Annotated in this window: 26 protein-coding genes and 1 pseudogene; 1 reads left to right on the top strand and 26 read right to left on the bottom strand. The window is 69.4% G+C overall.

Going from position 1 to position 26,956, the window contains the following annotated elements:
• The 14 genes and pseudogenes from E2651_RS11205 to pyrR all read right to left on the bottom strand — a co-directional run.
• Nucleotides 1-299 (bottom strand): annotated as a pseudogene (locus E2651_RS11205) (primosome assembly protein PriA); the annotation flags it as partial.
• A 249-nt stretch (nt 300-548) separates the two neighbouring features.
• Entirely contained in the window at nt 549-1,757 is a 1,209-nt protein-coding gene (gene metK / locus E2651_RS11200) for a methionine adenosyltransferase (RefSeq protein ID WP_135330919.1), read from the bottom strand.
• Nucleotides 1,758-2,123: 366 nt separating this feature from the next.
• Nucleotides 2,124-3,329 (bottom strand): bifunctional phosphopantothenoylcysteine decarboxylase/phosphopantothenate--cysteine ligase CoaBC, encoded by a 1,206-nt coding sequence (gene coaBC / locus E2651_RS11195; RefSeq protein ID WP_245238736.1) that lies wholly within the window; start codon nt 3,327-3,329, stop codon nt 2,124-2,126.
• A gap of 108 nt (nt 3,330-3,437) precedes the next feature.
• Complete coding sequence (rpoZ, locus tag E2651_RS11190) at nt 3,438-3,710, bottom strand: DNA-directed RNA polymerase subunit omega (RefSeq protein ID WP_005319902.1); 273 nt, start codon at nt 3,708-3,710, stop codon at nt 3,438-3,440.
• A gap of 69 nt (nt 3,711-3,779) precedes the next feature.
• A complete protein-coding gene (gene gmk, locus E2651_RS11185) occupies nt 3,780-4,373 on the bottom strand; it encodes a guanylate kinase (protein ID WP_135330917.1) in 594 nt (197 codons plus the stop codon).
• Nucleotides 4,374-4,411: 38 nt separating this feature from the next.
• Nucleotides 4,412-4,738 (bottom strand): integration host factor, encoded by a 327-nt coding sequence (locus E2651_RS11180; RefSeq protein WP_135330916.1) that lies wholly within the window; start codon nt 4,736-4,738, stop codon nt 4,412-4,414.
• Between the two features lie 331 nt (nt 4,739-5,069).
• Entirely contained in the window at nt 5,070-5,915 is an 846-nt protein-coding gene (pyrF, locus tag E2651_RS11175) for an orotidine-5'-phosphate decarboxylase (RefSeq protein WP_135330915.1), read from the bottom strand.
• The gene (locus E2651_RS11170) at nt 5,912-7,018 is read right to left on the bottom strand and encodes a quinone-dependent dihydroorotate dehydrogenase (protein ID WP_135330914.1); all 1,107 of its coding nucleotides are present in this window, start codon (nt 7,016-7,018) and stop codon (nt 5,912-5,914) included. The genes pyrF and E2651_RS11170 overlap by 4 nt, the downstream gene beginning before the upstream one ends.
• Before the next feature lie 54 nt (nt 7,019-7,072).
• Nucleotides 7,073-10,381, bottom strand: a complete 3,309-nt coding sequence (carB, locus tag E2651_RS11165; protein ID WP_135330913.1) for a carbamoyl-phosphate synthase large subunit — start codon at nt 10,379-10,381, stop codon at nt 7,073-7,075.
• The gene (carA, locus tag E2651_RS11160; protein ID WP_135330912.1) at nt 10,374-11,516 is read right to left on the bottom strand and encodes a glutamine-hydrolyzing carbamoyl-phosphate synthase small subunit; all 1,143 of its coding nucleotides are present in this window, start codon (nt 11,514-11,516) and stop codon (nt 10,374-10,376) included. Before carA ends, carB begins: the two co-directional genes overlap by 8 nt.
• Nucleotides 11,513-12,133 (bottom strand): hypothetical protein, encoded by a 621-nt coding sequence (locus tag E2651_RS11155; protein WP_135330911.1) that lies wholly within the window; start codon nt 12,131-12,133, stop codon nt 11,513-11,515. Before E2651_RS11155 ends, carA begins: the two co-directional genes overlap by 4 nt.
• On the bottom strand, nt 12,130-13,416 hold the full coding sequence (locus E2651_RS11150) for a dihydroorotase (protein ID WP_135330910.1): 1,287 nt from the start codon (nt 13,414-13,416) through the stop codon (nt 12,130-12,132). The genes E2651_RS11155 and E2651_RS11150 overlap by 4 nt, the downstream gene beginning before the upstream one ends.
• Before the next feature lie 3 nt (nt 13,417-13,419).
• The gene (locus tag E2651_RS11145) at nt 13,420-14,406 is read right to left on the bottom strand and encodes an aspartate carbamoyltransferase catalytic subunit (RefSeq protein ID WP_135330923.1); all 987 of its coding nucleotides are present in this window, start codon (nt 14,404-14,406) and stop codon (nt 13,420-13,422) included.
• Between the two features lie 91 nt (nt 14,407-14,497).
• Nucleotides 14,498-15,070 carry a bifunctional pyr operon transcriptional regulator/uracil phosphoribosyltransferase PyrR gene (gene pyrR, locus E2651_RS11140; RefSeq protein ID WP_135330909.1) on the bottom strand — a complete coding sequence of 191 codons (573 nt, stop codon included), beginning with the start codon at nt 15,068-15,070 and terminating at the stop codon, nt 14,498-14,500.
• Between the two features lie 224 nt (nt 15,071-15,294).
• Here pyrR and bldD point away from each other — a divergent pair, with 224 nt between their 5' ends.
• Nucleotides 15,295-15,795, top strand: coding sequence for a transcriptional regulator BldD (bldD, locus tag E2651_RS11135; RefSeq protein WP_135330908.1), 501 nt, complete (start codon nt 15,295-15,297; stop codon nt 15,793-15,795).
• A gap of 220 nt (nt 15,796-16,015) precedes the next feature.
• Here the strand turns inward: bldD and nusB are convergent, their stop codons facing one another.
• From nusB to ruvX, 12 genes are all read right to left on the bottom strand, one after another.
• Nucleotides 16,016-16,450: a transcription antitermination factor NusB gene (nusB, locus tag E2651_RS11130; RefSeq protein ID WP_135330907.1), complete on the bottom strand. Its 435-nt coding sequence runs from the start codon at nt 16,448-16,450 to the stop codon at nt 16,016-16,018.
• A 2-nt stretch (nt 16,451-16,452) separates the two neighbouring features.
• On the bottom strand, nt 16,453-17,019 hold the full coding sequence (gene efp / locus E2651_RS11125) for an elongation factor P (protein ID WP_135330906.1): 567 nt from the start codon (nt 17,017-17,019) through the stop codon (nt 16,453-16,455).
• A 59-nt stretch (nt 17,020-17,078) separates the two neighbouring features.
• A complete protein-coding gene (locus E2651_RS11120; protein ID WP_135330905.1) occupies nt 17,079-18,185 on the bottom strand; it encodes a M24 family metallopeptidase in 1,107 nt (368 codons plus the stop codon).
• Nucleotides 18,186-18,280: 95 nt separating this feature from the next.
• The gene (locus E2651_RS11115; RefSeq protein WP_135330904.1) at nt 18,281-19,189 is read right to left on the bottom strand and encodes a Pro-rich N-terminal domain-containing protein; all 909 of its coding nucleotides are present in this window, start codon (nt 19,187-19,189) and stop codon (nt 18,281-18,283) included.
• 173 nt (nt 19,190-19,362) lie between these two features.
• A complete protein-coding gene (aroB, locus tag E2651_RS11110; protein ID WP_135330903.1) occupies nt 19,363-20,466 on the bottom strand; it encodes a 3-dehydroquinate synthase in 1,104 nt (367 codons plus the stop codon).
• Complete coding sequence (locus E2651_RS11105; RefSeq protein ID WP_135330902.1) at nt 20,463-20,978, bottom strand: shikimate kinase; 516 nt, start codon at nt 20,976-20,978, stop codon at nt 20,463-20,465. The genes aroB and E2651_RS11105 overlap by 4 nt, the downstream gene beginning before the upstream one ends.
• Nucleotides 20,975-22,159 (bottom strand): chorismate synthase, encoded by a 1,185-nt coding sequence (gene aroC / locus E2651_RS11100; RefSeq protein ID WP_135330901.1) that lies wholly within the window; start codon nt 22,157-22,159, stop codon nt 20,975-20,977. Before aroC ends, E2651_RS11105 begins: the two co-directional genes overlap by 4 nt.
• A 129-nt stretch (nt 22,160-22,288) precedes the next feature.
• On the bottom strand, nt 22,289-22,525 hold the full coding sequence (locus E2651_RS11095; protein WP_135330900.1) for a hypothetical protein: 237 nt from the start codon (nt 22,523-22,525) through the stop codon (nt 22,289-22,291).
• Between the two features lie 42 nt (nt 22,526-22,567).
• Entirely contained in the window at nt 22,568-23,398 is an 831-nt protein-coding gene (locus E2651_RS11090; protein WP_135330899.1) for a shikimate dehydrogenase, read from the bottom strand.
• Nucleotides 23,395-25,062: an endolytic transglycosylase MltG gene (mltG, locus tag E2651_RS11085; protein WP_135330898.1), complete on the bottom strand. Its 1,668-nt coding sequence runs from the start codon at nt 25,060-25,062 to the stop codon at nt 23,395-23,397. Before mltG ends, E2651_RS11090 begins: the two co-directional genes overlap by 4 nt.
• 137 nt (nt 25,063-25,199) lie before the next feature.
• Entirely contained in the window at nt 25,200-26,426 is a 1,227-nt protein-coding gene (locus tag E2651_RS11075; protein ID WP_135330897.1) for an RNA-guided endonuclease TnpB family protein, read from the bottom strand.
• Between the two features lie 50 nt (nt 26,427-26,476).
• On the bottom strand, nt 26,477-26,941 hold the full coding sequence (gene ruvX / locus E2651_RS11070; RefSeq protein WP_135330922.1) for a Holliday junction resolvase RuvX: 465 nt from the start codon (nt 26,939-26,941) through the stop codon (nt 26,477-26,479).
• Nucleotides 26,942-26,956: the final 15 nt, after the last annotated feature.

Genomic DNA, 26,956 nt, shown 5'->3' with positions numbered 1-26,956 from the left:
CGCACATTCCGCGCCCCGGCCCCGAACCGCACCCGAACCCGCACCCCGGGCCGCGCCTGCTCATCCAATTCCTCGGGCACGGCGTAGTCGAAGTACCGATCAAGATGCAGCACCCCTTTGTCGACCAGCACCCGCGCCACAGGCAACTCCTTGGCCAACGCGGCCCCCCGCCACGTCCGCGGCTTGGCCCGCGGCACCTTGGCCTTGCGCACACTGTCCCGAATCAACGCAAGCTGCTCGGGCTCAGGCACCCCACTCTCGGCACCCTCACCCACACCCGACCCGTTCTCCCTGCTCACAGCTGCATTCCTACCAGACCGCACTGACACCGCCAGGCGCCCGAGATCAAGCCGGCCGCGGATCGCGAACGCCACCAAGGGCGCTTCTGCCATAGCCCGCTCGGCCATACCGATCGAAGACCGTCAGCAGGATTCGAACCTGCGGGGGAGTCACCTCCCGGAACGCCAGCCCACCACCCGGTACCCGCCAACGACGAAGGCCCGGCCCTCCCGAAGGAGAGCCGGGCCCCGAACCCTGAAGCGCGAGCCTTACAGCCCCGCAGCCTTCCGCAGCGCCTCGACCCGGTCCGTCCGCTCCCACGTGAAGTCGGGAATCGCGCGGCCGAAGTGGCCGTACGCCGCGGTCTGGGCGTAGATCGGGCGGAGCAGGTCCAGGTCGCGGATGATCGCGGCCGGGCGGAGGTCGAAGACCTCGGCGATGGCGGCCTCGATCTTGTCGGTGTCGACCGTGGCCGTACCGAAGGTCTCCACGAACAGGCCCACCGGCTCGGCCTTGCCGATCGCGTACGCGACCTGGACCTCGCAGCGGGCCGCGAGGCCTGCCGCGACGACGTTCTTGGCGACCCAGCGCATCGCGTACGCGGCGCTGCGGTCGACCTTGGACGGGTCCTTGCCGGAGAAGGCGCCGCCGCCGTGGCGGGCCATGCCGCCGTACGTGTCGATGATGATCTTGCGGCCGGTCAGACCGGCGTCGCCCATCGGGCCGCCGATCTCGAAGCGGCCGGTGGGGTTGACCAGGAGGCGGTAGCCCTCGGTCTCCAGCTTGATGCCGTCCTCGAGGAGGGCCTTCAGCTCCGGCTCGACCACGAACTCGCGGATGTCGGGGGCCAGGAGCGAGTCCAGGTCGATGTCCGACGCGTGCTGGGAGGAGACCACGACCGTGTCGAGGCGGACGGCCTTGTCGCCGTCGTACTCGATGGTGACCTGGGTCTTGCCGTCCGGGCGCAGGTAAGGGATCGTGCCGTTCTTGCGGACCTCGGACAGACGGCGCGACAGGCGGTGCGCGAGGTGGATCGGGAGCGGCATCAGCTCCGGCGTCTCGTCGCACGCGTAGCCGAACATCAGGCCCTGGTCGCCCGCGCCCTGCTTGTCGAGCTCGTCCTCGTCGCCCTCGACGCGCTGCTCGTACGCCGTGTCGACGCCCTGCGCGATGTCGGGGGACTGCGAACCGATGGACACCGAGACGCCACAGGAGGCGCCGTCGAAGCCCTTCTTCGAGGAGTCGTAACCGATCTCGAGGATCTTCTCGCGCACGAGCTGCGCGATCGGCGCGTACGCCTTCGTCGTGACCTCTCCGGCCACGTGGACGAGGCCGGTGGTGATCAGCGTCTCCACGGCGACCCGGGACTTCGGGTCCTCCCGCAGAAGCGCGTCGAGAATGGTGTCGCTGATCTGGTCAGCGATCTTGTCGGGGTGACCCTCGGTCACAGACTCCGAGGTGAAGAGACGGCGGGACACATCGCTCCCTGTGGTTGCAGCGGCTGCTGGCTGATCATTGGTGGACGGGCCGGAGGCTGCGCCCGGCGTCGTCCGAGACCAGTTTATCGGTCGTACTGGGCCGCCGGACCACGTGTCTCGCCACTTGGGAGCGCTGTGACCTGCGGCACTGCATTGTGCGGTACGACGATCGGTCTCCACCAGAGGGCCTCGCGCCCGAATTTACCGGGTTTGGGGCGCCCAGTGGGGCGAATGTGACATTCGACCTCGGGGTTTGTGCCCCTTACGTCGTGAGGCCGATCCTCTACTGCTTTATCGAGGTTACGCCCCGACTTCACCAGACGTTCAGCGACTGCTTCCGCGCCTTCTTCGCCGGACCTTCGGCGACTACTTCGTCAGGCGTTCCGCCACCAGGTCCCAGACGGTGTCCGCCAGCGCTTCCTTCGGTCCGTACGGCACCGGCGTCTCGCTGCCGTCCGCGCCGAGCACGACCGCCTCGTTCTCCTCGGAGCCGAACGTCTTGCGTTCGCCGACCTCGTTGACGACCAGCAGGTCGCAGCCCTTGCGCTCCAGCTTGGCGCGACCGTTGGCGAGGACGTCGTCGGTCTCGGCGGCGAAGCCGACGACCACCTGACCGGGGCGCGGCCGGTCGGCGGCGATCTCCGCGAGGATGTCGGGGTTGCGGACCAGGGCGATCGGGGCCGGCTCCTGGCCGTCCTTCTTCTTGATCTTCCCGGTCGCGTACGTCTCGGGCCGGAAGTCGGCCACGGCGGCGGCCATCACCACCGCGTCGGCGTCCGCCGCGGCCTTGAGCACCGCCTCGCGGAGCTGCACGGCCGTGCCGACGGACACGACGTCCACGCCCGCCGGGTCCGGCAGCGCGGCGTTCGCGGAGAGCAGCGTGACCCTGGCTCCGCGCGCGGCGGCGCTGCGGGCGAGCGCGTAGCCCTGCTTCCCGGAGGAGCGGTTGCCCAGGAAGCGGACCGGGTCGAGCGGCTCGCGCGTCCCGCCCGCGCTGACCACCACGTGCCGGCCCGTGAGGTCGCGGGCCAGATCGCCGCGTGCGAGGACACGGCGTACGACCTCGAAGAGCTCGGCGGGCTCGGGGAAGCGGCCCTTGCCCGTGTCCACGCCGGTGAGGCGGCCGACGGCGGGCTCGATGACGAGGGCGCCGCGGCGGCGGAGCGTGGCGACGTTCTCCTGGGTGGCGGGGTGCTCCCACATCTCCGTGTGCATCGCGGGTGCGAAGATCACCGGACAGCGGGCGGTGAGCAGCGTGTTCGTCAGGAGGTCGTCGGCGAGTCCGTGGGCCGCCTTCGCCATCATGTCGGCGGTCGCCGGGGCGACGATCACGACGTCGGCGGACTGGCCGATCCGGACGTGCGGCACCTCGTGGACGGACTCCCACACCTCGGTCGAGACCGGGTTGCCGGACAGCGCCGACCAGGTCGCCTCCCCCACGAAGTGCAGCGCCGCGTCGGTGGGTACGACGCGTACGTCGTGGCCCGACTCGGTCAGCCGCCGCAGCAGCTCACAGGCCTTGTACGCGGCGATCCCGCCGCTGACCCCCAGAACGACCTTGGGCTTGCCCACGGTGCCTCCCCGCACTCGGAAAACGTACGACTCCATGACACACCACAGGCCCGACAGCCGCGCTGCCGGGCCTGTGGCCAAAGAGAAATGCTCAGAGAAAACTGATGCCTACTGAGCCGGGCCCTCGATGGCCTCGGACGTCAGCAGACCCGCGTTGATCTCGCGGAGCGCGATCGAGAGCGGCTTCTCGTGGACGTGCGTGTCCACCAGGGGGCCGACGTACTCCAGCAGGCCCTCACCGAGCTGCGAGTAGTACGCGTTGATCTGGCGCGCGCGCTTGGCGGCGTAGATCACGAGGCTGTACTTCGAGTCGGTAGCTTCGAGCAGCTCATCAATCGGCGGGTTGATGATGCCCTCGGGCGCGGTGATGGAAGAGGACACGCTCTGCCTTCCGATGGGGAATGAAGATCAAACTGTGGTCGAACCAAGATGGTCGAACCGTGGTGAAGATCAAACAACTTTCATCAAGGCTAGCAGCTCACGGGCCACGTCCTCGACGGAGGTATTGACCAGGGTCGTATCGAACTCCGCCTCCGCGGCGAGTTCGATCTTCGCGGCCTCGAGCCTGCGCTCGATGACCTCGGGCGCCTCGGTCCCCCGGCCGGTGAGCCGGCGGACCAGCTCATCCCAGCTCGGCGGGGCGAGAAAGACGAGCTGCGCCTCGGGCATCGACTCGCGCACCAGGCGCGCGCCCTGCAGATCGATTTCCAGAAGGACGGGCTCGCCCGCCTCCAGGCGCTCGATGACGGCGGCCCGCGGTGTGCCATAGCGGTTTCCCGCGAACTCGGCCCATTCGAGCAGCTCGCCATTGGCGATCAGCTTGTCCATTTCCTCGTCGGAGACGAAGAAATACTGGACACCGTGCTTCTCGCCGGGGCGTGGCTTTCGGGTCGTGGCCGAGACCGAGAGCCAGACCTCGGGGTGTTCCTTGCGCATATGAGCGACGACCGTGCTCTTGCCGACCCCGGAGGGGCCGGAGAGCACGGTCAGCCGCGGACGTACGTCCGGGGGCACGGGGGTCGTCCCCCGGGATGTTGCAGCCATGCAGCGATTATCCAGGTTCTCAGGAGTGCCTGAGAACATCAGCCAGCGGCACTGCTGCCGAACTCACGCTCCAGTGATGCGATCTGATTCGTGCCGAGACCTCGCACTCGGCGACTCTCGGAGATGCCAAGACGCTCCATGATCTGCTTGGCGCGGACCTTGCCCACGCCCGGCAGGGACTCCAGGAGGGCGGAGACCTTCATCTTTCCGATGACGTCGTTCTCCTGACCCTGCTTGATGACCTCGTGAAGCGAGGCGCCGGAGTGCTTGAGTCGATTCTTGACCTCGGCCCGCTCCCGGCGAGCCGCGGCGGCCTTTTCGAGCGCGGCTGCGCGCTGTTCAGGGGTAAGGGGCGGAAGAGCCACGCCTACGTCACCTCGGATGTCGAACTGTCGGATACGGACCGGTGAGGAACCTAGTCGCCCCACACCTGGTGAGCAACGTGCAACGCGCCTGCTCGGCGCTTGCCCGTTAGCTCTCGTCGGAGACTAGCGGCCATGACGGCCGGAGTCAGCGAGAACAGACGAAAAGTCCTGGTCAGCCTCTGCCGAGCCGTACATATCGGGCATTTCGCCCTGGATTTGGCCTGGTGAGCCATCAACGAAACGTATGGACCCGGCCGGACGCGTCCTCCGTAGGCGTAAAAACAGCTCCGCCCCGGCTCCGGAAGCCGGAACCGGGGCGTAGAGAGCGATCTCACGCAGAGGCGACGGCCGCACGGATCTCGTCCGCGAAACGGGCGGCCGCGTCACGCAGCCCCGCCGCGTCGGGACCGTGCCGCAGGACGCCGCGGCTGACGCTCGGCACGACATTGCGTACGGCCGCCCCGAAGACACCCGGCAGATCCGCGGGCGTGGCCCCCTGAGCGCCGATCCCGGGGGCGAGCAGCGGGCCGTTGATCGCGAGGTCGTACGAGGACAGGTCCCCCAGGGTCGCCCCGACGACGGCGCCGAAGGACCCCAGGGGCTCCGCACCGGCGTTCTCGGCGGCCAGGTGCCCCAGCATCGTCGCGCCGATCGTGCGCCCGTCCTCGCGCACCGCGTGCTGCACCTCGGCGCCCTCGGGGTTCGAGGTGAGGGCGAGCACGAAGAGGCCGGTGCCGTTCTCGCGTGCGAGGTCGACGGCCGGCTTCAGCGAGCCGTAGCCCAGGTAGGGCGAGACCGTGAGCGCGTCGCTGAACAGCGGCGAGTCCTTGTGCAGGAAGGTCTCGGCGTACGCCGCCATGGTCGAACCGATGTCGCCGCGCTTGGCGTCCATGACCACCAGGGCGCCCGCCGCCCGCAGCTCCTGGACCGCCTTCTCCAGTACGGCGATGCCGCGCGACCCGAAGCGCTCGAAGAACGCGCTCTGCGGCTTGAACACGGCCACGGTCCCGGCGAGCGCCTCGACGACGGTCCCGGTGAACCGCTCGAGGCCCGCGATGTCGTCGTTCAGGCCCCAGGCCGACAGCAGGGACGCGTGCGGGTCGATGCCGACACAGAGCGGTCCGCGCTCGTCCATGGCGTGGCGAAGGCGCGTACCGAAGGGTTCGAGGGCGCTCATGCGGACTTCCTTACGTCGGCGCCGACGGCGTCGGCGAGGGTGGCGTACGGGCTCGTCCGAAGGCGGGCTGCGAGCCCCTTGTGGATCGCGCGTCCCCAGAAGGGCCCTTCGTAGATGAACGCGCTGTAGCCCTGGACCAGGGTGGCGCCGGCGAGGATGCGCTGCCAGGCGTCCTCGGCGTTCTCGATGCCACCTACGCCCACGAGCGTGATGTGGTCGCCCACGCGCGCGTAGAGACGGCGCAGGACTTCGAGGGAGCGCTCCTTGAGGGGAGCACCGGAGAGGCCGCCGGTCTCTCCGTAGAGCGAAGGTTCGGATTGCAAACCGAGTCCCTCGCGGGCGATGGTCGTGTTCGTCGCGATGATGCCGTCGAGGCCGAGCTCCACGGCCAGGTCCGCGACCGCGTCGATGTCCTCGTCCGCCAGGTCGGGGGCGATCTTCACGAGGAGCGGCACGCGCCGCGCGGTGACGCCGCGGTCGGCCGCCTCGCGTACGGCGGTCAGGAGCGGGCGCAGCGACTCCGTGGCCTGGAGGTTGCGCAGGCCGGGGGTGTTCGGGGACGACACGTTCACCACGAGGTAGTCGGCGTGGGCGGCGAGCCGCTCGGTCGACTTCACGTAGTCGGCGGCCGCCTCCTCCTCGGGCACGACCTTGGTCTTGCCGATGTTCACGCCCACGACCGTCTTGAAGACGGCCTTCCGGGCGCCCAGGCGCTCGGCCACGGCCGCCGAGCCCTCGTTGTTGAAGCCCATGCGGTTGATGAGCGCACGGTCCTTGACGAGGCGGAAGAGCCGCTTCTTGGGGTTGCCGGGCTGCGGCTCCCCCGTGACGGTGCCGATCTCGATGTGGTCGAAGCCCAGCATCGACATGCCGTCGATCGCGACGGCGTTCTTGTCGAAGCCGGCCGCGAGCCCGAAGGGGCCGTGCATCCGCAGCCCGAAGGCCTCGGTGCGCAGCTCCTCGTGGCGCGGCGCGAGGACGGCCGCGACGAAGGTGCGCAGCACGGGGATGCGGGCCGCGAGACGGATCCAGCGGAAGGCCATGTAGTGGGCCTGCTCCGGGTCCATGCGCTTGAAGACGAGGTTGAAGAAGAGTTTGTACATGGAGGTGTCCTCACCAGAAGGGGGACACCGGATCGGTGTCCCCCTAGTGGGCTGCTAGTCGCGGGCCGCGGTCAGATGCTCCGCGTGTTCCTGGAGTGAACGGACGCCCACGTCCCCGTGGTTGAGCGCGTCGATGCCCTGGACGGCGGCGGCGAGCGCCTGGACTGTCGTGAGGCACGGCACGGAGCGGGACACGGCCGCGGTACGGATGTCGTAGCCGTCGAGGCGGCCACCGGTGCCGTACGGGGTGTTGACGATGAGGTCGACGCCGCCGTCGTGGATCAGCTGGACGATCGTCTTCTCGCCGTTCGGGCCCTCGCCCTCGGACTGCTTGCGTACGACCGTGGCGTTGATGCCGTTGCGCTTGAGCACCTCGGCCGTGCCGGACGTGGCGAGCAACTCGAAGCCGTGCGCGACCAGTTCGCGCGCCGGGAAGATCATCGAGCGCTTGTCGCGGTTGGCGACGGAGATGAAGGCGCGGCCCTTGGTCGGCAGCGGACCGTAGGCGCCCGCCTGCGACTTGGCGTACGCGGTGCCGAACACCGAGTCGATGCCCATGACTTCACCGGTGGAGCGCATCTCCGGGCCGAGGACGGTGTCGACGCCGCGCCCGTGGATGTCGCGGAAGCGGCTCCACGGCATGACGGCTTCCTTCACCGAGATCGGCGCGTCCATCGGCAGCGTGCCGCCGTCACCCGTGGCCGGCAGCATGCCCTCGGCGCGCAGCTCGGCGATGGTCGTGCCGAGCGAGATGCGCGCGGCGGCCTTGGCCAGCGGCACCGCGGTCGCCTTCGACGTGAAGGGGACGGTGCGCGAGGCACGCGGGTTGGCCTCGAGGACGTACAGAATGTCCCCCGCCATCGCGAACTGGATGTTGATGAGCCCGCGCACGCCGACGCCCTTGGCGATGCCCTCCGTGGAGGCCCGCAGGCGCTTGATGTCGTAGCCGCCGAGCGTGATCGGGGGCAGCGCGCACGCCGAGTCGCCGGAGTGGATGCCGGCCTCCTCGATGTGCTCCATGACGCCGCCGAGGTAGAGCTCGGTGCCGTCGTAGAGCGCGTCCACGTCGATCTCGATCGCGTCGTCCAGGAAGCGGTCGACGAGGACCGGCCGCGAGGGGCTGATCTCGGTCGACTCCTCGATGTACGAGGAGAGGCGGGTCTCGTCGTACACGATCTCCATGCCGCGGCCGCCGAGCACGTACGACGGGCGGACGAGGACGGGGTAGCCGATCTCGTCGGCGATGGCCTTGGCCTCGGCGAACGTGGTGGCGGTGCCGTGCTTCGGCGCGGGCAGACCGGCCTCGGCGAGCACGCGGCCGAAGGCGCCGCGGTCCTCGGCGGCGTGGATGGCCTCGGGCGAGGTGCCCACGACCGGCACGCCGTTGTCCTTCAGGGCCTGTGAGAGGCCCAGCGGGGTCTGGCCGCCGAGCTGGACGATGACGCCCGCGATCGGCCCTGCCTGCGCCTCGGCGTTGACGATCTCCAGGACGTCCTCGAGCGTGAGCGGCTCGAAGTACAGACGGTCGGAGGTGTCGTAGTCCGTGGAGACGGTCTCCGGGTTGCAGTTGACCATCACGGTCTCGTAGCCCGCGTCGCTCAGCGCGAAGGAGGCGTGGACGCAGGAGTAGTCGAACTCGATGCCCTGGCCGATGCGGTTCGGGCCCGAGCCCAGGATGATGACCGCGGGCTTCTCCCGCTTGGCGACCTCGTTCTCCTCGTCGTACGAGGAGTAGAAGTACGGCGTCTTCGCGGCGAACTCGGCTGCGCAGGTGTCGACCGTCTTGTAGACCGGGCGCACACCGAGGGCGTGCCGCACCTCGCGGACGACGTCCTCGCGCAGGCCGCGGATCTCGGCGATCTGGGCGTCGGAGAAGCCGTGCCGCTTGGCCTCGGCCAGCAGGTCGGCGTCCAGGCGCTCGGCGGCGGTCAGCTCGTCCGCGATCTCCTTGATCAGGAACATCTGGTCGACGAACCACGGGTCGATCCTCGTGGCGTCGAAGACCTCCTCCGGGGTGGCGCCGGCGCGGATGGCCTGCATGACGGTGTTGATGCGCCCGTCGGTGGGCCGCACGGCCTCTTCCAGAAGAAGAGCCTTGTCACCGGGCTCGCCCACGAAGGTGAACTGCGAGCCCTTCTTCTCGAGGGACCGCAGCGCCTTCTGCAGCGCCTCGGTGAAGTTGCGGCCGATCGCCATGGCCTCGCCGACCGACTTCATGGTGGTCGTCAGGGTCGAGTCCGCCGAGGGGAACTTCTCGAAGGCGAAACGCGGCGCCTTGACCACTACGTAGTCGAGCGTCGGCTCGAAGGAGGCCGGGGTCTTCTCGGTGATGTCGTTCGGGATCTCGTCCAGCGTGTAGCCGACGGCCAGCTTCGCGGCGATCTTCGCGATCGGGAAACCGGTGGCCTTCGACGCGAGCGCGGAGGACCGCGAGACACGCGGGTTCATCTCGATGACGATGACCCGGCCGTCCGTCGGGTCGATGGCGAACTGGATGTTGCAGCCGCCGGTGTCGACACCGACCTCGCGGATGATCGCGATGCCGACGTCACGCAGGATCTGGTACTCGCGGTCGGTCAGCGTCATCGCGGGCGCGACGGTGATCGAGTCGCCGGTGTGCACGCCCATCGGGTCGAAGTTCTCGATGGAGCAGACGACCACCACGTTGTCGTGCTTGTCGCGCATCAGCTCGAGCTCGTACTCCTTCCAGCCGAGGATGGACTCCTCCAGGAGCACCTCGGTGGTCGGCGAGAGCGTGAGGCCCTGCCCGGCGATGCGGCGCAGCTCCTCCTCGTCGTGCGCGAAGCCGGAGCCCGCGCCGCCCATGGTGAAGGAGGGGCGGACGACGACGGGGTAGCCGCCCAGCTCGTCGACGCCCTTGAGGACGTCGTCCATGGTGTGGCAGATGTACGAGCGGGCGGACTCGCCGTAGCCGATCTTGGCGTGGACGGCCTCGACGACGCCCTTGAAGAGGTCGCGGTCCTCGCCCTTGTTGATCGCCTCGACGTTGGCTCCGATGAGCTCGACGCCGTACTTCTCCAGGACACCCTGCTCGTGCATGGAGATGGCCGTGTTGAGGGCCGTCTGGCCGCCCAGCGTCGGAAGCAGCGCGTCGGGGCGCTCCTTGGCGATGATCTTCTCGACGAACTCCGGGGTGATCGGCTCGACGTACGTCGCGTCGGCGATCTCCGGGTCGGTCATGATCGTCGCCGGGTTGGAGTTGACCAGGATGACGCGCAGGCCCTCGGCCTTGAGCACGCGGCAGGCCTGGGTGCCGGAGTAGTCGAACTCCGCTGCCTGGCCGATGACGATCGGGCCGGAGCCGATGACCAGGACGGACTGGATATCGGAGCGCTTAGGCACGCTGGCCCTCCATCAAAGATACGAAGCGGTCGAAGAGGTACGCGGCGTCGTGCGGTCCTGCAGCCGCTTCGGGGTGGTACTGGACGCTGAACGCGGGCTGGTCGAGGAGCTGGAGCCCCTCCACCACCTGGTCGTTGAGGCACACGTGGGAGACCTCGGCGCGCCCGTAGGGGGTTTCGGAGACCTTGTCGAGCGGCGCGTCGACGGCGAAGCCGTGGTTGTGCGCGGTGATCTCGACCTTGCCGGTCGTGCGGTCCTGCACGGGCTGGTTGATGCCGCGGTGGCCGTACTTCAGCTTGTACGTGCCGAAACCGAGGGCGCGGCCGAGGATCTGGTTGCCGAAGCAGATGCCGAAGAGGGGGGTCTTGCGCTCCAGGACGGCGCGCATGACGGCAACGGGGCCGTCCGCGGTCGCCGGGTCGCCGGGACCGTTGGAGAAGAACACGCCGTCGGGCTGGACCGCGTAGATGTCCTCGGCGGTCGCGGTCGCGGGCAGGACGTGCACCTCGATCCCGCGCTCGGCCATGCGGTGCGGGGTCATGCCCTTGATGCCGAGGTCGACGGCGGCGACGGTGAAGCGCTTCTCGCCGATCGCGGGGACGACGTACGTCTCCTTGGTGGCGACCTCGGCGGAGAGGTTCGAGCCCTTCATCTCGGGCTGCTGGCGGACCTCGGCGAGCATCACGCCCGCGTCCGGGAGCGCGCTGCCGGAGAAGATGCCGACGCGCATCGCGCCGCTCTCGCGCAGGTGCCGGGTGAGGGCGCGGGTGTCGATGCCCTGGATGCCGACGACGCCCTGGTGCCGCAGTTCCTCGTCCAGCGAGCGCTTGGCGCGCCAGTTGGACGGGACGCGTGCGGGGTCGCGTACGACGTAGCCGGAGACCCAGATGCGGGAGGACTCCGGGTCCTCGTCGTTCACGCCGGTGTTGCCGACGTGCGGGGCCGTCATGACGACGACCTGGCGGTGGTACGAGGGGTCGGTCAGGGTCTCCTGATAGCCGGTCATGCCGGTGGAGAACACCGCTTCGCCGAAGGTCTCCCCCACGGCCCCGTAGGCACGGCCGCGGAAGATGCGGCCGTCCTCCAGGACGAGTACGGCGGGAACCTTGGCGGTTCCCCTGGTGGAGGTCGTCATCGTGCGGTGCCTTCCGTAGTGCTGTTCGTTCTGTTCATGCTGTTCGTGCTGTTCGTGCTGTTCGTGCTGACCATGTTGTTGATCGCCTCGACCCACTCGGCCTGCTCGGCCGCGTGGTCCGAGCGGAAGCCGGAGTCGATCAGCTTCTCGCCGTGCTCCCACATGACGATCAGCATTCCGCCCTCGGTGAGGACCTTGCCGGCGATGCCCTTGTCGAGGCGGGCCTCGCGCAGCTGGGCCACCGGGATGAAGAAGTCGGCGGCCCCGGGGCGTACGACGTCCAGACCCGCGTCCGTGAGCGTCAGCTCCACGCGGCTGCGGGTACCGAGACCGTGCGCCACGATGCGGTCGAGCCACTGCCCTGCCGAGGTCGAGCCGTGGTACCGACCGCTCAGCTCAAGTTTCACCGGGCCCGGCTCGCTCGGCGCGGTGGGCAGCTCCGGCAGGTCGCTCTGGAGCGTGCCGCGCCACTTCCAGCCCTCGCGCATCAGCCAGTAGACGAGCGCGATGAAGAGCAGCAGTCCGACGACCCAGCCCGCGCGGGCGGCCCAGTCCGTCACGTCCGCCGACTTCTGTTCGGCGGCGATGGTGGTAGCGGTGGAGATCAGAGATGTCACGCGAGCTTCCCGTCGACGACCGTGGCGCGGCCCCGCAGCCACGTGTGCGTCACGCGGCCCGGCAGCTCACGGCCCTCGTAGGGGGTGTTGCCGCTGCGCGAGGCGAAGCCCGCGGGGTCCACGACACCACGGTATGCCGGATCGACGAGCGTGAGGTTGGCGGGCTCACCTTCCGAGACGGGGCGGCCGTGGCCCTTCGCCGCGCCGATCTCGGCCGGCTTGACGGACATGCGGTCGGCGACCGCGGCCCAGGTCAGCAGACCGGTCTCGACCATCGTCTGCTGGACGACGGAGAGCGCGGTCTCCAGGCCCACCATGCCCATGGCGGCCGCGGCCCACTCGCAGTCCTTGTCCTCGTGCGGGTGCGGGGCGTGGTCGGTGGCGACGATGTCGATCGTGCCGTCGGCGAGTGCCTCGCGCAGCGCCATCACGTCGCGCTCGGTGCGCAGCGGCGGGTTGACCTTGTAGACCGGGTTGTACGAGCGGACCATCTCGTCGGTCAGGAGGAGGTGGTGCGGCGTGACCTCCGCCGTCACATCGATGCCGCGCGACTTCGCCCAGCGCACGATCTCGACGGACCCGGCGGTCGACAGGTGGCAGATGTGCACCCGCGAACCGACGTGCTCGGCGAGCAGCACGTCACGCGCGATGATCGACTCCTCGGCGACGGCGGGCCAGCCGCCGAGGCCCAGCTCGGCGGAGACGACGCCCTCGTTCATCTGGGCGCCCTCGGTGAGGCGGGGCTCCTGCGCGTGCTGGGCGACGACGCCGCCGAAGGCCTTCACGTACTCCAGGGCGCGGCGCATGATCACGGCGTCGTGGACGCACTTGCCGTCGTCGGAGAAGACGGTGACGCCGGCCGCGGACTCGTGCATGGCGCCGAGCTCGGCGAGCTTCTTGCCCTCAAGACCGACGGTGACGGCGCCGATCGGCTGCACGTCGGCGTAGCCGGACTCCTTGCCGAGGCGGTAGACCTGCTCGACGACGCCGGCGGTGTCGGCGACGGGGAAGGTGTTGGCCATGGCGAACACGGCGGTGTAGCCGCCGGAGGCGGCGGCGCGGGTGCCGGTCAGGACGGTCTCGGAGTCCTCGCGGCCCGGCTCACGCAGGTGGGTGTGCAGGTCGACGAGGCCGGGCAGCAGGATCTTGCCCTCGGCCTCGACGACGACCGCGTCGCCCGCCTCGATGCCCGTACCGACTTCGAGGATCGTCTCGCCGTCGATCAGCACGTCCTGGGGCTCGCCGCCGAGCACCTGCGCGCCACGGATCAGGGTCTTGCTCATGTCTTACTTCTCCTCGGAGGCGGTGGGGCGCGTGTGGGTGACGGCGGGTTCATTCCCGCCCAGGAGCAGATAAAGGACGGCCATCCGGGTGTGGACGCCGTTGGCGACCTGCTCGATGACCGTGCAGCGGTCGGAGTCGGCGACCTCGGCGGTGATCTCCATGCCGCGGACCATCGGGCCCGGGTGCATCACGATGGCGTGCTCGGGCATCTTCGCCATGCGCTCGCCGTCCAGGCCGTAGCGGCGCGAGTACTCGCGCTCGGTGGGGAAGAACGCGGCGTTCATGCGCTCGCGCTGCACCCGCAGCATCATCACGGCGTCGGACTTCGGGAGCACCCGGTCCAGGTCGTACGACACGTCGCAGGGCCAGCTCTCCACGCCGACCGGTACGAGCGTGGGCGGGGCCACCAGGGTGACCTCGGCGCCCAGGGTGTGCAGCAGGTCGACGTTGGAGCGCGCGACGCGGCTGTGCAGGACGTCGCCGACGAGGGTGACGCGCTTGCCGTTGAGGTCCTGGCCGAGGCCCTCGTCCTTGCCGACGAGGCGGCGGCGCATGGTGAAGGCGTCGAGCAGGGCCTGCGTGGGGTGCTGGTGGGTGCCGTCGCCCGCGTTGATCACCGGGGCGTCGATCCAGCCGGAGGTGGCGAGCCGGTAGGGGGCGCCGGACGCGCCGTGCCGGATGACGACGGCGTCGACGCCCATCGCCTCCAGGGTCTGGGCGGTGTCCTTCAGGGACTCGCCCTTGGAGACGCTGGATCCCTTGGCGGCGAAGTTGATGACGTCCGCGGAGAGGCGCTTCTCGGCGGCTTCGAAGGAGATCCGGGTCCGGGTCGAGTCCTCGAAGAAGAGGTTGCAGATCGTACGGCCGCGCAGCGCGGGCAGCTTCTTGATCGGCCGGTCGGCGACCCGGGCCATCTCCTCGGCGGTGTCGAGGATGAGAACGGCGTCGTCGCGGGTGAGGTCGGCGGCCGAGATGAGGTGTCGCATCATCTGGGTGTACTCCGTCATGTGGAGGTGTGCGGGCACGCGGGCGCGCAGGGGTGTGCCCCGGGGCCCGTGGGGAAGCCGGTCTTACGCGGACTTACGCTGAGGCGGGCTTGGCACCGAGCAGTACGGCGTCCCGGCCGTCCTCCTCGGCGAGCTGCACCTTGACCGTCTCCCGCAGCGACGTGGGGAGGTTCTTGCCGACGTAGTCGGCGCGGATCGGGAGTTCGCGGTGGCCGCGGTCGACGAGGACGGCGAGCTGCACCGCGCGCGGGCGCCCGATGTCGTTCAGACCGTCGAGGGCGGCGCGGATGGTGCGACCGGAGAAGAGCACGTCGTCGACGAGGACGACGAGGCGGCCGTCGATGCCGTCACCGGGGATCTCGGTGCGGGCGAGTGCGCGCGGCGGATGCATGCGCAGATCGTCGCGGTACATGGTGATGTCGAGTGAGCCAACCGGGATCTTCCGTCCGGTGATCTCTTCGAGCTTCTCGGCGAGGCGCCGGGCGAGGAAGACGCCGCGGGTGGGAATGCCGAGCAGCACCACATCGTCGGCGCCCTTGGCGCGCTCGACGATCTCGTGGGCGATACGGGTCAACACCCGTGCGATGTCCGGGCCTTCGAGCACGGGCCGGGCGACATCGGGTTCGTTCGTGTCGTTCGAGTCCATATGAAACGGACCTCCTTCTCCGCCTCACGGGACGGACCTTAAAGGACGTCGGATTTGCGCCATCAACGGTACCAGCAGTGGCAACACCGCCGGTCACGACCCCCCTCGGAAGGGTCGGTACGGACCATTCGGCTTGACGCGGCCAAGTAACGCTGCGTAACCTCACAGTGAGTTACCAAGCAGCGCGGCGGAGCCGCACGTTGTCCCAGCGTCCGGGGAGCTTTATGTCCAGCGAATACGCCAAACAGCTCGGGGCCAAGCTCCGCGCCATCCGCACCCAGCAGGGCCTTTCCCTCCACGGCGTCGAGGAAAAGTCCCAGGGTCGCTGGAAGGCGGTAGTGGTCGGCTCGTACGAGCGCGGCGACCGCGCCGTGACCGTACAGCGCCTCGCCGAGCTGGCGGACTTCTACGGAGTCCCGGTCCAGGAGCTGCTGCCCGGCACCGCTCCGGGCGGCGCCGCCGAGCCGCCGCCGAAGCTCGTCCTCGACCTGGAGCGCCTCGCGCACGTGCCGGCCGAGAAGGCGGGCCCGCTCCAGCGGTACGCGGCCACGATCCAGTCGCAGCGCGGCGACTACAACGGCAAGGTGCTCTCGATCCGCCAGGACGACCTGCGCACCCTCGCCGTCATCTACGACCAGTCGCCCTCGGTCCTCACCGAGCAGCTGATCAGCTGGGGCGTCCTGGACGCCGACGCGCGTCGCGCCGTCGCCCACGACGACGTCTGATCCCGCTAGGGAGAACTCAGCAGAAACGTGCCGCCGGGGTGGCCGGAACCAACAGGTTCCGGCCACCCCGGCGGTCTTTGTGCGTCCTGAGGAGCGCCTGGGGGCGCCTGTGAGCCCCTGAGGCGCCGGTTGGACGTGTTGTACGCCAGAGGGACACCGCGTACGCCAGAGGGCCCGCAGCGTGTGGCTGCGGGCCCTCTGTACGGCCTGTGAGCTCAGGTCACGACTCGTCGCGTCGCAGCCCCGGCTTGAGGTCCTTGAAACGGCCGAGAAGGCCGTTGACGAAGGACGGTGAATCGTCCGTCGAGAACTCCTTGGCGAGCTGGACGGCCTCGTCAAGGACCACCGCGTCGGGCGTCCCGTCGACCCAGATCAGCTCGTACGCGCCGAGCCGCAGGATGTTGCGGTCCACGACCGGCATCCGGTCGAGGGTCCACCCGACGGCGTACTGGGAGATCAGCTCGTCGATGTGACGCTCATGATCCGCGTACCCCTCGACCAGCTCCATCGTGTACTCGCTCACCGGCGGCTGCCGGGTGTCGGACCGCGAGTGGCGCACCCAGTCCGCGAGGACCGTCAGGACGTCGGTACCACGCTGGTCGGCCTCGAAGAGGATCTGGAAGGCGCGCTTGCGGGCCGTATTACGAGCAGCCACGGTTAGCTGTTCACCCGGCCGAGGTAGCCGCTGTCACGGGTGTCGACCTTGATCTTCTCGCCGGTGGTGATGAAGAGCGGCACCTGGATCTGGTGGCCGGTCTCCAGCGTGGCGGGCTTGGTGCCGCCGGTGGAGCGGTCGCCCTGGACGCCGGGCTCGGTCTCCTGGATGACGAGCTCGACGGCGGCGGGGAGCTCGACGTAGAGAACCGAGCCCTCGTGCTGCGCGACGGAGGCGGTGAAGCCCTCGATCAGGAAGTTGGCGGCGTCGCCGACGGCCTTGCGGTCGACGTGCAGCTGGTCGTAGGTCTCCATGTCCATGAAGACGAAGTAGTCGCCGTCCATGTACGAGAACTGCATGTCGCGCTTGTCGATCGTGGCCGTCTCGACCTTGACGCCGGCGTTGAAGGTCTTGTCGACGACCTTGCCGGACAGCACGTTCTTGAGCTTGGTGCGCACAAAGGCGGGGCCCTTGCCGGGCTTGACGTGCTGGAACTCGACGACGGACCAGAGCTGGCCCCCGTCGAGCTTGAGCACCAGGCCGTTCTTGAGGTCGTTCGTGGAAGCCACGGTTGCGGAATCTCCTGGACTGACGTGGACGACCCCGGGGCACGCGCAACAGCTGAAAGCTAGAGCGCGAGCAGCTCCTTGGTCGTAATGGTGAGTAGCTCGGGTCCGCCGTCCGCCTCGGGGCGCACGACGAGCGTGTCATCGATCCGGACACCACCCCGTCCCGGGAGGTGAACCCCCGGTTCGACGGTGACCGGCACGCAGACGTCCAGTTTACCCATGGCCGCGGGCGCCAACTGCGGGTCCTCGTCGATTTCGAGCCCCACCCCGTGTCCCATCAGCGGAGCGAGGCCGTCCGCGTACCCCGCGGAGTCCAGTACATGACGTGCCGCGCGGTCGATGTCACGGTAGGCGGCACCCGGCTGGAGCGCCTCCCTGCCCGCCCGCTGAGCGGCGAAGACAAGGTCGTACAACTCGATCTGCCAGTCCGCGGGCGACGTACCGATGACGAACGTACGCCCGATCTCGCACCGATATCCGCGATAGACCGCGCCCAGACAGACGGAGAGGAAGTCGCCCTCCTCGACGCGCCGGTCGGAGGGCCGGTGGCCGCCGCGCCCGGAATTCGGTCCGGTGCCGACGGACGTCGCGAAGGCGGCCCCGTCCGCACCGTGGTCGACAAGTCGACGCTCCAGCTCCAGCGCGAGGTGACGCTCGGTCCGCCCGACAAGAATCGACTCCAGGAGCTCGCTCAGCGCCTGGTCCGCGATCTCGGAGGCGATCCGCAGGCAGGAGATCTCCTCCTCGTCCTTGATCAGCCGCAACTGCTCGACCGCTCCCCCGAGGTCCGTCAGACGCAGCCGGGGCGCGACCGAACCCAGGGCGCGGTGCCGGGCGACGGTCAGGTGATGCTCCTCGACGGCGAGCGTCTCGACGCCCTGCCCGGCCGCGAGACCGGCCCCCGCCACGGCGGGATCCCCACAAGGTGCGTCGAGCACCTGCACCCGCAGCGCCTCATCGGGCCGCCCCTCCCCCTGCTCGTCACCGGGAGGCCGCCCGCAGACCAGCAGATCCTCGCCCCTGCCCAGCAGAAGCACCGCCCCGTGGGGCGCCGCTCCCGCGAGATACCGCACGTTGGCGGGACGGGACACCAACGCCGACGCGCTGCCACCCGCGGCACAACGCTCCCTCAGCCGCTCACGGCGGGCCGCGTACACCTCTGACATGGGACGAGCCTATGAGCGGCGGCGAGCGACGGCCTGTTCAGCACACCCGACCGAGCGGCCCGGGACGTCCCCGGGGCATCAGGCGGGGGCCTGGGCTACCACTTGGGCGGGCTCGCGATCGAGCGGGCCAGGACGTCGTCCAGGACGCGGGCCGTTGCGGGGACGTCCAGTTGGGAGTTGTCGATGATGGGGAGGCCCGAGCCGTACCAGCCCGCCATCCGGCCGTGGATGCGGGCCACTTCCTCGTCGGTGAGGCGGCGGTTGCCGCTGCGTTCCGCGTTGCGCTCCAGGACGATCTCCAGGCCCGGGAGGAGGACGACGGGCAGCAGGCCGGGGCCCACGTGGCGCTTCCAGCCGCCGAGGCCGACGACCGGGCGGTCGGGGAAGACCGCGTCGTCGAGGATGCAGGAGATGCCGTTGGCCAGGAAGTTGCGCGCGGCGAAGCCGCAGGTGCGGCGGGCCAGGCGGTACTGGGCTTCCGAGTGGTCGTTCCAGCCCGACTGAGGGTCCGCGAAGCCCGAGCGCACCCATTCGCGTACGTCGTCGAGGCTGATGTGGGCCGTCGGTACGCGGCGGTGCTCGGCCCAGAACTTGGCGACGCTCGTCTTGCCCGCGCCCGCGGGGCCGATCAGGAGGACGGCCAGCGTGGTGGCGCCGGTGTCCGCCTGGGCCATGCCCAGAGGGGGGCTCGGCATGGCGACGGGGCCGCCGGGCGGGAGCTGGATGTGGCCCGTCGTGTCCGGGGTCGGGGGCACGGGGGCGCCGTGTTGGGCCCCGACGTGCTGCGGGGCGCCCGGAGCCGCGTGATGCTGCGGTGCCGGGGCGTGCGGGTGCGGGGCCGTGCCCGGAACGCCCGCGAAGCCAGGTGCGGGAGGCGGTGGGCCGCCCGGCGCGGCACCCGGCGGCGGACCGCTCGGGTGGTGTGCGGCCGGGGACCAGCCGGTGGCCGGTCCGTGCCCCGGCTGATGGGGCGGCGGCAGCGGAGATCCCACTGCGTGCTGCATCCGGTGCCACTCCGTCTCGTGCGACTGACGCTGGTCGGGCGGCGGCCGGGGCCACCCGCTACCGAACGGTACCTTCCCCGGCCGACGTTGTGTGAACGGCCGGGGAAGCCGCAGGGTGCCCGTGGCTTGTTCTAGTGCGTCACACTGGTGATCCAGTGCGCCGCTCAGGCGCTCTAGTTCGCCACTTCGCCGTACGCGGCGAGCAGGACCGCCGGGTCGGGGCCCTCCAGGACGGTCGGCTTGCCGAGGCCGTCCAGGACGATGAACCGCAGCAGGTCACCGCGGGACTTCTTGTCGACCTTCATGGTCTCCAGAAGCTTGGGCCACTGGTCGTAGCGGTAGCTCAGCGGCAGGCCGACCGACTCCAGGACGGTGCGGTGCCGGTCGGCGGTCGCGTCGTCCAGGCGTCCGGCCAGACGGCCGAGTTCGGCCGCGAAGGCCATGCCCACGGAGACGGCGGCGCCGTGCCGCCACTTGTAGCGCTCGTTCTTCTCGATGGCGTGGGCGAGGGTGTGGCCGTAGTTGAGGATCTCGCGCAGGCCCGCCTCCTTGAGGTCACCGGAGACGACCTCGGCCTTGACCTTGATGGAGCGCTCGATCAGCTCGGCGGTGTGCGGGCCCTGCGGGCTGCGGGCCGCCTGCGGGTCCTCCTCGATCAGTTCGAGGATCACCGGGTCGGCGATGAAACCGGCCTTGATGACCTCCGCGAGGCCCGACACGAAGTCGTTCACCGGGAGCGAGTCCAGCGCGGCCAGGTCGCAGAGCACACCGGCCGGCGGGTGGAACGACCCGACCAGGTTCTTGCCCTCGGCGGTGTTGATGCCGGTCTTGCCGCCGACCGCCGCGTCCACCATGCCGAGCACGGTCGTCGGTACGGCGATCCAGCGCACCCCGCGCAGCCAGGTCGCGGCCACGAATCCGGCGAGGTCGGTGGTGGCGCCGCCGCCGACGCCGATGATGATGTCGCTGCGGGTGAAGCCGGACTGGCCGAGCGCCTTCCAGCAGTACGCGGCGACCTCGGCGGTCTTGGCCTCCTCGGCGTTCGGCACCTGGATCGCGACGACCTCGTACCCCTGGTCCGCCAGGTCCTGGCGCAGCGCGTCACCCGTCTCGGCGAGCGCCTCGGGGTGGATGATCGCGACGCGCTTGGCCTGCTCGCCGATCAGGCCGGGCAGCTCGCCGAGGAGCTGCCGCCCGACGAGCACCTCGTACGGCTCGGTGCCCGCGGTGCCGCCGACCTGGATACGGGTGGGCGCCTGCCCCGAAATCTCCGTCATGCTTCTTTCAACTCCAGTGCGTCGAGGACCGCTTGGGCGACCTCTTCGGGGGTGCGGTCGTCGGTGGCGACGACGGCGCGGGCCACTTCGGCGTACAAGTGGCGGCGGGCGTCCATGAGTTCGCGCCACTGCTTGCGCGGGTTGACCGCGAGCAGCGGCCGCGCGACGTTCAGGCCGGTGCGCTTGACCGCCTCCTCGACGTCCATCGACAGATAGACGACTGGCTGTGACGCGAGCAGTTCCCGGGTCGACTCGTCGAGGATCGCGCCGCCGCCGAGGGCGAGGATCCCGTCGTGCTCGGCGAGCGCCGTGCGCACGGCCGCCCGCTCGAGCTCACGGAAGTACGGCTCGCCCTCGTCCACGAAGATGTCCGCGATCTCCCGGCCCTGGGCGGCCACGATATCGGCGTCGGTGTCCCGGTAGGCGCTGCCGAGCCGCTCGGCGAGCAGCGCGCCCACCGTCGACTTGCCCACGCCCATGGGCCCGACCAGAACGATCTGCGGGCCGGTCACCGGATCTGGAGGTTGTCGAGGTACGACGTCACGTTCCGCCGGGTCTCGGGCACGCTGTCGCCGCCGAACTTCTCGGCGACGGCGTCGGCCAGGACGAGGGCGACCATCGCCTCGGCGACGATGCCGGCCGCGGGCACGGCACACACGTCGGAGCGCTGGTGGTGCGCCTTGGTGGCCTCGCCGGTGGCGACGTCGACGGTGGCGAGCGCGCGCGGCACGGTCGCGATGGGCTTCATCGCGGCGCGTACACGCAGCAGTTCACCGGTGGTCAGGCCGCCCTCGGTGCCGCCGGAGCGGCCGGAGGTGCGCTTGATGCCCTCGTCGGTGGAGACGATCTCGTCGTGCGCCTTGGAGCCCGGCACCCGCGCGAGGTCGAAGCCGTCGCCGACCTCGACGCCCTTGATGGCCTGGATGCCCATGAGCGCGGCGGCGAGCCGCGCGTCGAGCCGCCGGTCCCAGTGCACGTGCGAGCCAAGCCCCACCGGCACCCCGTACGCGAGCACCTCGACCACACCACCCAGGGTGTCGCCGTCCTTGTGGGCCTGGTCGATCTCGGCGACCATCGCCTTCGACGCGTCGGCGTCGAGGCAGCGCACCGGGTCGGCGTCGAGCTTCTCGACGTCGGCGGGGGTCGGGTAGACGCCGTAGGGCGCCTTGGCCGCCGCCAGCTCGGTCACGTGGCTGACGATCTCGATCCCGGCCGTCTCCTTCAGGTACGAGCGTGCCACCGCGCCGAGCGCGACGCGGGCCGCGGTCTCGCGGGCGGAGGCGCGCTCCAGGATCGGGCGGGCCTCGTCGAAGCCGTACTTCTGCATGCCCGCGAGGTCGGCGTGGCCGGGCCGGGGGCGGGTCAGCGGGGCGTTGCGGGCCAGGTCGGCGAGGATCTCCGGGTCGACCGGGTCGGCCGCCATGACCTGTTCCCACTTGGGCCACTCGGTGTTGCCCACCATGATCGCGATCGGCGATCCCATGGTCAGGCCGTGCCGGACGCCGCCCAGGAAGGTGACCTCGTCGCGCTCGAACTTCATGCGCGCACCGCGCCCATAGCCGAGGCGCCGCCGGGCCAGGTGGTCGGCCACCATCTCCGTGGTGATCGGCACGCCGGCGGGAAGACCCTCCAGCGTCGCCACAAGTGCGGGTCCGTGGGACTCGCCCGCGGTCAGCCAACGCAACCTGCTCAACGGTGCTCCTCATGCTCGCGCCTGGAACTGCGTGGCGCGGCCGGGTGCGCGGCCCTGGCCCGCCACGTCTGATCCTCCCACGCCGGGGCCCGGGACCCGGCCCCCGGTCCACAAGGCGGACGTCTCCGCTCAGTCCTCGGCATCCGCGGCGGCCGCGCCGAGCCCGTCGGTCGCCCTCGCGCGCCGGACGGCCCATACCGTGACAGCGGCGGTCAGAACAAGGCCGAAGATGGTCAACTGCAGCCAGACCGGCAGGAACCGCAGCAGCAGGAACCGGGACAGGAACTGGATCAGCAGCTCGAACACGTCCCACCGGCCCGAGGCCAGAGTCACCCCGTTCCCGGCCGCGGACACGACACTCTCCATCGACGACGCACTCCCCCTGATCAGTGCCGAAAGGAGTGGATCCTAACGCCCGTCGAGCGCGTGTTCCCCCGCCTTGCGCATCACGTCGAGCGGCGCCGGAGCCCGCCCCGTAATTTGCTCGACCTGCAGCACGGCCTGGTGCACCAGCAGATCGAGCCCGCTGACGACGGCCCCGCCGCACCCCGACCAGCGGGCCGCGAGTGCAGTGGGCCACGGGTCGTACAGCACGTCGAAGAGGGTGGCCGGCCGCTCGGGCACGGCCCCCGAGAGCGCGTCGGTCGTGCCCGCCGGAGTCGTGGCGATCACCAGGGGCGCGCTGAGCGCCCGCTCGGCGTCCGACCAGTCCGCCGTCCGCACCTCCACGTCGAGCCGCTCGCCCCACTGCCGCATCTCGGCGGCGCGCGCCGCACTGCGTACGTACGCGACGACCTCGCCCGTGCAGATCCGCGCGAGCGCGGCGAGCGCGGACGACGCGGTGGCGCCCGCGCCGAGGATCGCCGCGGACTCGACCTGCTCGATCCCGCGCTCACGCAGGGCGGCGACCATGCCGGGGATGTCGGTGTTGTCGCCCACGCGGCGGCCGTCGCCCTTGAGGACGACGGTGTTGACGGCCTCCACGGAGGCCGCGGTCTCGCTGATCTCGTCGAGCAGCGGGATCACCGCACGCTTGAGCGGCATCGTCAGGGAGAGCCCGGCCCACTCGGGACCCAGCCCGGCGATGAAGCCGGGCAGCGCCGCCTCGTCGACGTCGAACAGGTCATACGTCCAGCCGGCCAGACCCAGCTCCCCGTATGCGGCGCGGTGCAGCACCGGGGAGAGGGAATGGGCGATGGGGGAGCCCAGGACTGCTGCGCGCTTTTGCTTCCCGCTCATTCGCCGTTCTGTTCCTCTTGGTTCTGCTCGTACTTCTCGCGGTTTCGGTTGTGCTCTTCGTTGGTCTCGGCGAACAACGTCTCATCCGCACTGACCGATACGAAGTAGTACCAATTCCCCTTCGCCGGGTGGAGCGCGGAGTCGATCGCCTCGTCTCCGGGATTCCCAATCGGACCGGGAGGCAGACCCTTGATCTTGTAGGTGTTGTACGGATCGTTGATCTTGCGGAGGCCGTCGACCGAACCCGTGGCCAGCTTGGACTCGCCCTTGAGGTAATTCACCGTGGAGTCGAAGTCGAGCAGCCCGTATGTCTCGGTGTTTCCGGTCTTCAGGCGGTTGTAGACGACCGTCGCGACCTTGTCGAAGTCGCGCTTATACTTGCCCTCGGCCTGGACGAGGCTCGCGACCGTGACGACCTGGAGGGGGTTGTCCAGGTTGAGCCGCTTGGCCTGCGACTCCACATCCAACTGGTCGTACTTCTCGGTGGCTTGGGCGACCATATCCTTCAGGACGTCTTCGGGCTTCTTGCCCTTGGCGACCGGATAGCTGGACGGGTGGAGGAAGCCTTCCAGCGGATCCTTGACGTCCTTGGCCATGTTCGACGTCGCCCAGTCCGGAAGTCCGAGACTCTTCCATTCCTTGCGGGCGATGCCCTTCGTGGTGCCCTTCTTCAGGTCAAGGCGCTTGTCGAGCTCCGCATACACCGCCACATTCCGCGTACCCGGCGGAACAATGAGGTTGTTGCGGCTCTTCGGACTCAGCATCAATTCGACGGCACTTGTCGCCGACATTTTCTTCTTCAGGACGTAGGCGCCCGCCTGAATAGTATCGCCCTCGGGATTCTGCGCCTGCGCGGAGACAAAAGCATCCACGCTCTTGACGACCCCGGCCTCCTTCAGTTTCTGGCCGATCACATAACCGCCGGAACCCTTGGGAATGTCCACGGTGGCCGTACCGCTGCCCTCACCCGCGTAATCGGGCGACGTACCGAATCGGTCCTGATAGAACTGATAGCCGAAATAGCCGACCCCGCCGAGACCACCGGCGAAGACCAGCGTCACGACCAGGCAGGCGCAGCCGCTGCGGCGCTTCTTCGGCTTCTTGCCGCCTCGGCCGCCCCGACGGTCCCCGCGGCCGCCCTTGCGGCCCGGCTCGTCGTACTCGTCGTCATCGTCGTCGGCGCCCGAGAAGAAGGCGTGCTCGCCCTGGTCGGGGCCCGGATCCCAGTCCGGCTCCGGCTCGGGGGCCGGGCGGCGGCGGTGCGGCGGCTCCGGCGGCGGGTACGCGTCGGGGGTGCCGTAGAAGTCGGCGCTCTCCCCGCCGTAGCCGCCCGGCTGGCCGCCGTAGGGGTCCACCGGGTCGCCGCCGTACGGGACCTGGCCCTGCCGGCCGGTGTCCCAGCCGCCGTCGTACTGCTGCTGTGCGCCGGTCCCGTCGTACTGCTGCTGACCGTAGGCCTGCTGCTGGCCCGTGCTCCAGTCGTCGTACTGGGCCTGCTGGGGGTGCTGCTGAGGCTGGTGCGGCTGCTGCGGGTGGTACTGCCCCTGGCCGCCGTAGGTGGACGGGCCGCCCGCGGGCGCCTGTCCTCCCCATCCGCCGTCCCCGTACAACGGGTCCTCGGGATGCCACGGTTCGGAGCCTGGGCCCCGGCCATACTCAGTCATCGATCCCCTACAAGCCGCGAGGCGGGGCCGCCGACTGGGATAGCAGGGGCAACCGATCCGCCTCTTGATGCTGTGCGGCAGCTGTTCGAACACCGCCGCATCGCGCGGAACGTTACCGTATCGCGATCAGTTGACATTCATTTCTCCGGAGAGAAGTGTCCAGCAGTCGCCTGCTTGGCTTCCTGCTTCGCAGCCGGCCGCCTCGTCCGGGAAGCATCCCGTTGAGGTCTTACACCAGCTCCACAGGCTGTGACCGCCTGCCCGACGGCCAGAAGGTTCTTCGCCCCGTTCTCGTCCCTGTCATGCAGGGTGCTACACGCGGGGCACGTCCACTGTCGGACGTTGAGAGGGAGCTTCGCAAGGTGGTACCCGCACGCCGAGCACGTCTTGCTCGACGGGTACCACTGGTCCACGACGACCAGCTGCCGTCCGTACCATTCGCACTTGTAGTCCAACATGCCACGGAGCTCGGTCCATGCCGCATCGGAGATGGCCCTCGCCAGCGAACGGTTCTTCAGCATGCCCCGGACGTTCAGGTCCTCGATCACGATCGTTTGGTTCTCACGCACGAGTCGAGTAGTCAGTTTGTGGAGGTGATCCCTCCGACGGTCCGTAATACGAGCATGGATCTTTGCAATCTGCCGTCGCGCCTTCTCCCGATTCTTCGACCCAGCCTCCTTGCGTGCCAATTGGCGCTGGGCTCGGGCAAGACGTCCACGGTCGCGACGTTCGTGCCTGGGGTTGGCGATCTTTTCTCCTGTGGAGAGCGTCACCAACGATGTCAGCCCGACATCAAGCGCCACCGCATCATGCGCGGCGGGACCAAGCGGCTGGACGGACGGATCTTCCACCAGAAGTGATACGAACCATCGCCCAGCAGCGTCACGTGACACTGTCACCGTGGAGGGCTCAGCGCCGTCTGGCAGAGGCCTTGACCAGACAATGTCCAGCGGATCATCCATCATCGCCAGCGTCAGGCGCCCGTCCCGCCAGCGAAATGCCGAACGCGTGTACTCCGCCGACGAGCGCGACTTCTTCTTCGATTTGAAGCTGGGATACCCGGCGCGCCCCTCCCAGAAGTTGACGAACGCAGCCTGCAAGTGGCGCAGTGCTTGCTGAAGCGGCACCGAGGAGACGGCTCCCAAGTACGCGAGATCATCGGTCTTCTTCCACTCAGTGAGCAAGGCCGACGTCTGTACGTAGTTCACTCGTTCCTGCCTCTGGTACCAGGCCTCGGTACGGGCCTGCAGAGCCAAGTTGTAGACCTTACGTACGCACCCGAACGTCCGGGACAGCGCTGCCGCTTGCGCATCCGTCGGGTAGAAGCGGAACTTGAAAGCCCGCCGCACATGCTTGGTCTTCACGTCTCACACATTAGAGACCAAGTTTCTGAGGCGTCAGCTGAACCGGGAAATTAAGCGGTGAACTCGACGCCCTCGCCCGGAGCTTTACCTGACGCCCGTTCGGACTCCAGGGCCTGCTGAAGGATGATGACGGCGGCCGCCTGATCGATGACAGACCTGCCCTTTTTGGACTTCACGCCCGAGGCGCGCAGGCCCTGACTGGCCGTCACTGTGGTCATCCTCTCGTCCAGGAGCCGCACCGGTACGGGTGCCACCATGCGGGCGAGGTCCTGGGTGAAGGCGCGGACCTTGACGGCCGCCGGGCCCTCGCCCCCCTTGAGGGAGCGAGGGAGGCCGACGACGATCTCGATCGGCTCGTACTCGTCGACGAGCTGCTTCAACCGGCGCTGGGCGGCCGGGACATCGCGCCCCGGCACCGTCTCCACCGGAGTGGCGAGGATCCCGTCGGGGTCGCACGATGCGACCCCGATGCGGGCGTCACCGACGTCGATCGCGAGGCGTCGGCCCCGGCGCATGCCGCCTGCAGGCTC

Origin of the sequence: Streptomyces sp. MZ04 (assembly GCF_004684775.1) — a bacterium.
GTDB lineage: Bacteria > Actinomycetota > Actinomycetes > Streptomycetales > Streptomycetaceae > Streptomyces.
The sequence above is the reverse complement of the archived record's forward strand: the minus strand, read 5'-3'. Positions and strand labels throughout refer to the sequence as shown.

What these genes read in the sequence shown, in the direction of transcription:
- gmk (WP_135330917.1), bottom strand. Translation starts at nt 4,373, where the DNA reads ATGGCTGCAACATCCCGGGGGACGACCCCCGTGCCCCCGGACGTACGT.
- pyrF (WP_135330915.1), bottom strand. Translation starts at nt 5,915, where the DNA reads ATGAGCGCCCTCGAACCCTTCGGTACGCGCCTTCGCCACGCCATGGAC.
- E2651_RS11170 (WP_135330914.1), bottom strand. Translation starts at nt 7,018, where the DNA reads ATGTACAAACTCTTCTTCAACCTCGTCTTCAAGCGCATGGACCCGGAG.
- carA (WP_135330912.1), bottom strand. Translation starts at nt 11,516, where the DNA reads ATGACGACCTCCACCAGGGGAACCGCCAAGGTTCCCGCCGTACTCGTC.
- E2651_RS11150 (WP_135330910.1), bottom strand. Translation starts at nt 13,416, where the DNA reads ATGAGCAAGACCCTGATCCGTGGCGCGCAGGTGCTCGGCGGCGAGCCC.
- E2651_RS11145 (WP_135330923.1), bottom strand. Translation starts at nt 14,406, where the DNA reads ATGATGCGACACCTCATCTCGGCCGCCGACCTCACCCGCGACGACGCC.
- pyrR (WP_135330909.1), bottom strand. Translation starts at nt 15,070, where the DNA reads ATGGACTCGAACGACACGAACGAACCCGATGTCGCCCGGCCCGTGCTC.
- bldD (WP_135330908.1), top strand. Translation starts at nt 15,295, where the DNA reads ATGTCCAGCGAATACGCCAAACAGCTCGGGGCCAAGCTCCGCGCCATC.
- E2651_RS11120 (WP_135330905.1), bottom strand. Translation starts at nt 18,185, where the DNA reads ATGTCAGAGGTGTACGCGGCCCGCCGTGAGCGGCTGAGGGAGCGTTGT.
- E2651_RS11115 (WP_135330904.1), bottom strand. Translation starts at nt 19,189, where the DNA reads ATGCAGCACGCAGTGGGATCTCCGCTGCCGCCGCCCCATCAGCCGGGG.
- aroB (WP_135330903.1), bottom strand. Translation starts at nt 20,466, where the DNA reads ATGACGGAGATTTCGGGGCAGGCGCCCACCCGTATCCAGGTCGGCGGC.
- E2651_RS11095 (WP_135330900.1), bottom strand. Translation starts at nt 22,525, where the DNA reads ATGGAGAGTGTCGTGTCCGCGGCCGGGAACGGGGTGACTCTGGCCTCG.
- E2651_RS11090 (WP_135330899.1), bottom strand. Translation starts at nt 23,398, where the DNA reads ATGAGCGGGAAGCAAAAGCGCGCAGCAGTCCTGGGCTCCCCCATCGCC.
- mltG (WP_135330898.1), bottom strand. Translation starts at nt 25,062, where the DNA reads ATGACTGAGTATGGCCGGGGCCCAGGCTCCGAACCGTGGCATCCCGAG.
- ruvX (WP_135330922.1), bottom strand. Translation starts at nt 26,941, where the DNA reads ATGCGCCGGGGCCGACGCCTCGCGATCGACGTCGGTGACGCCCGCATC.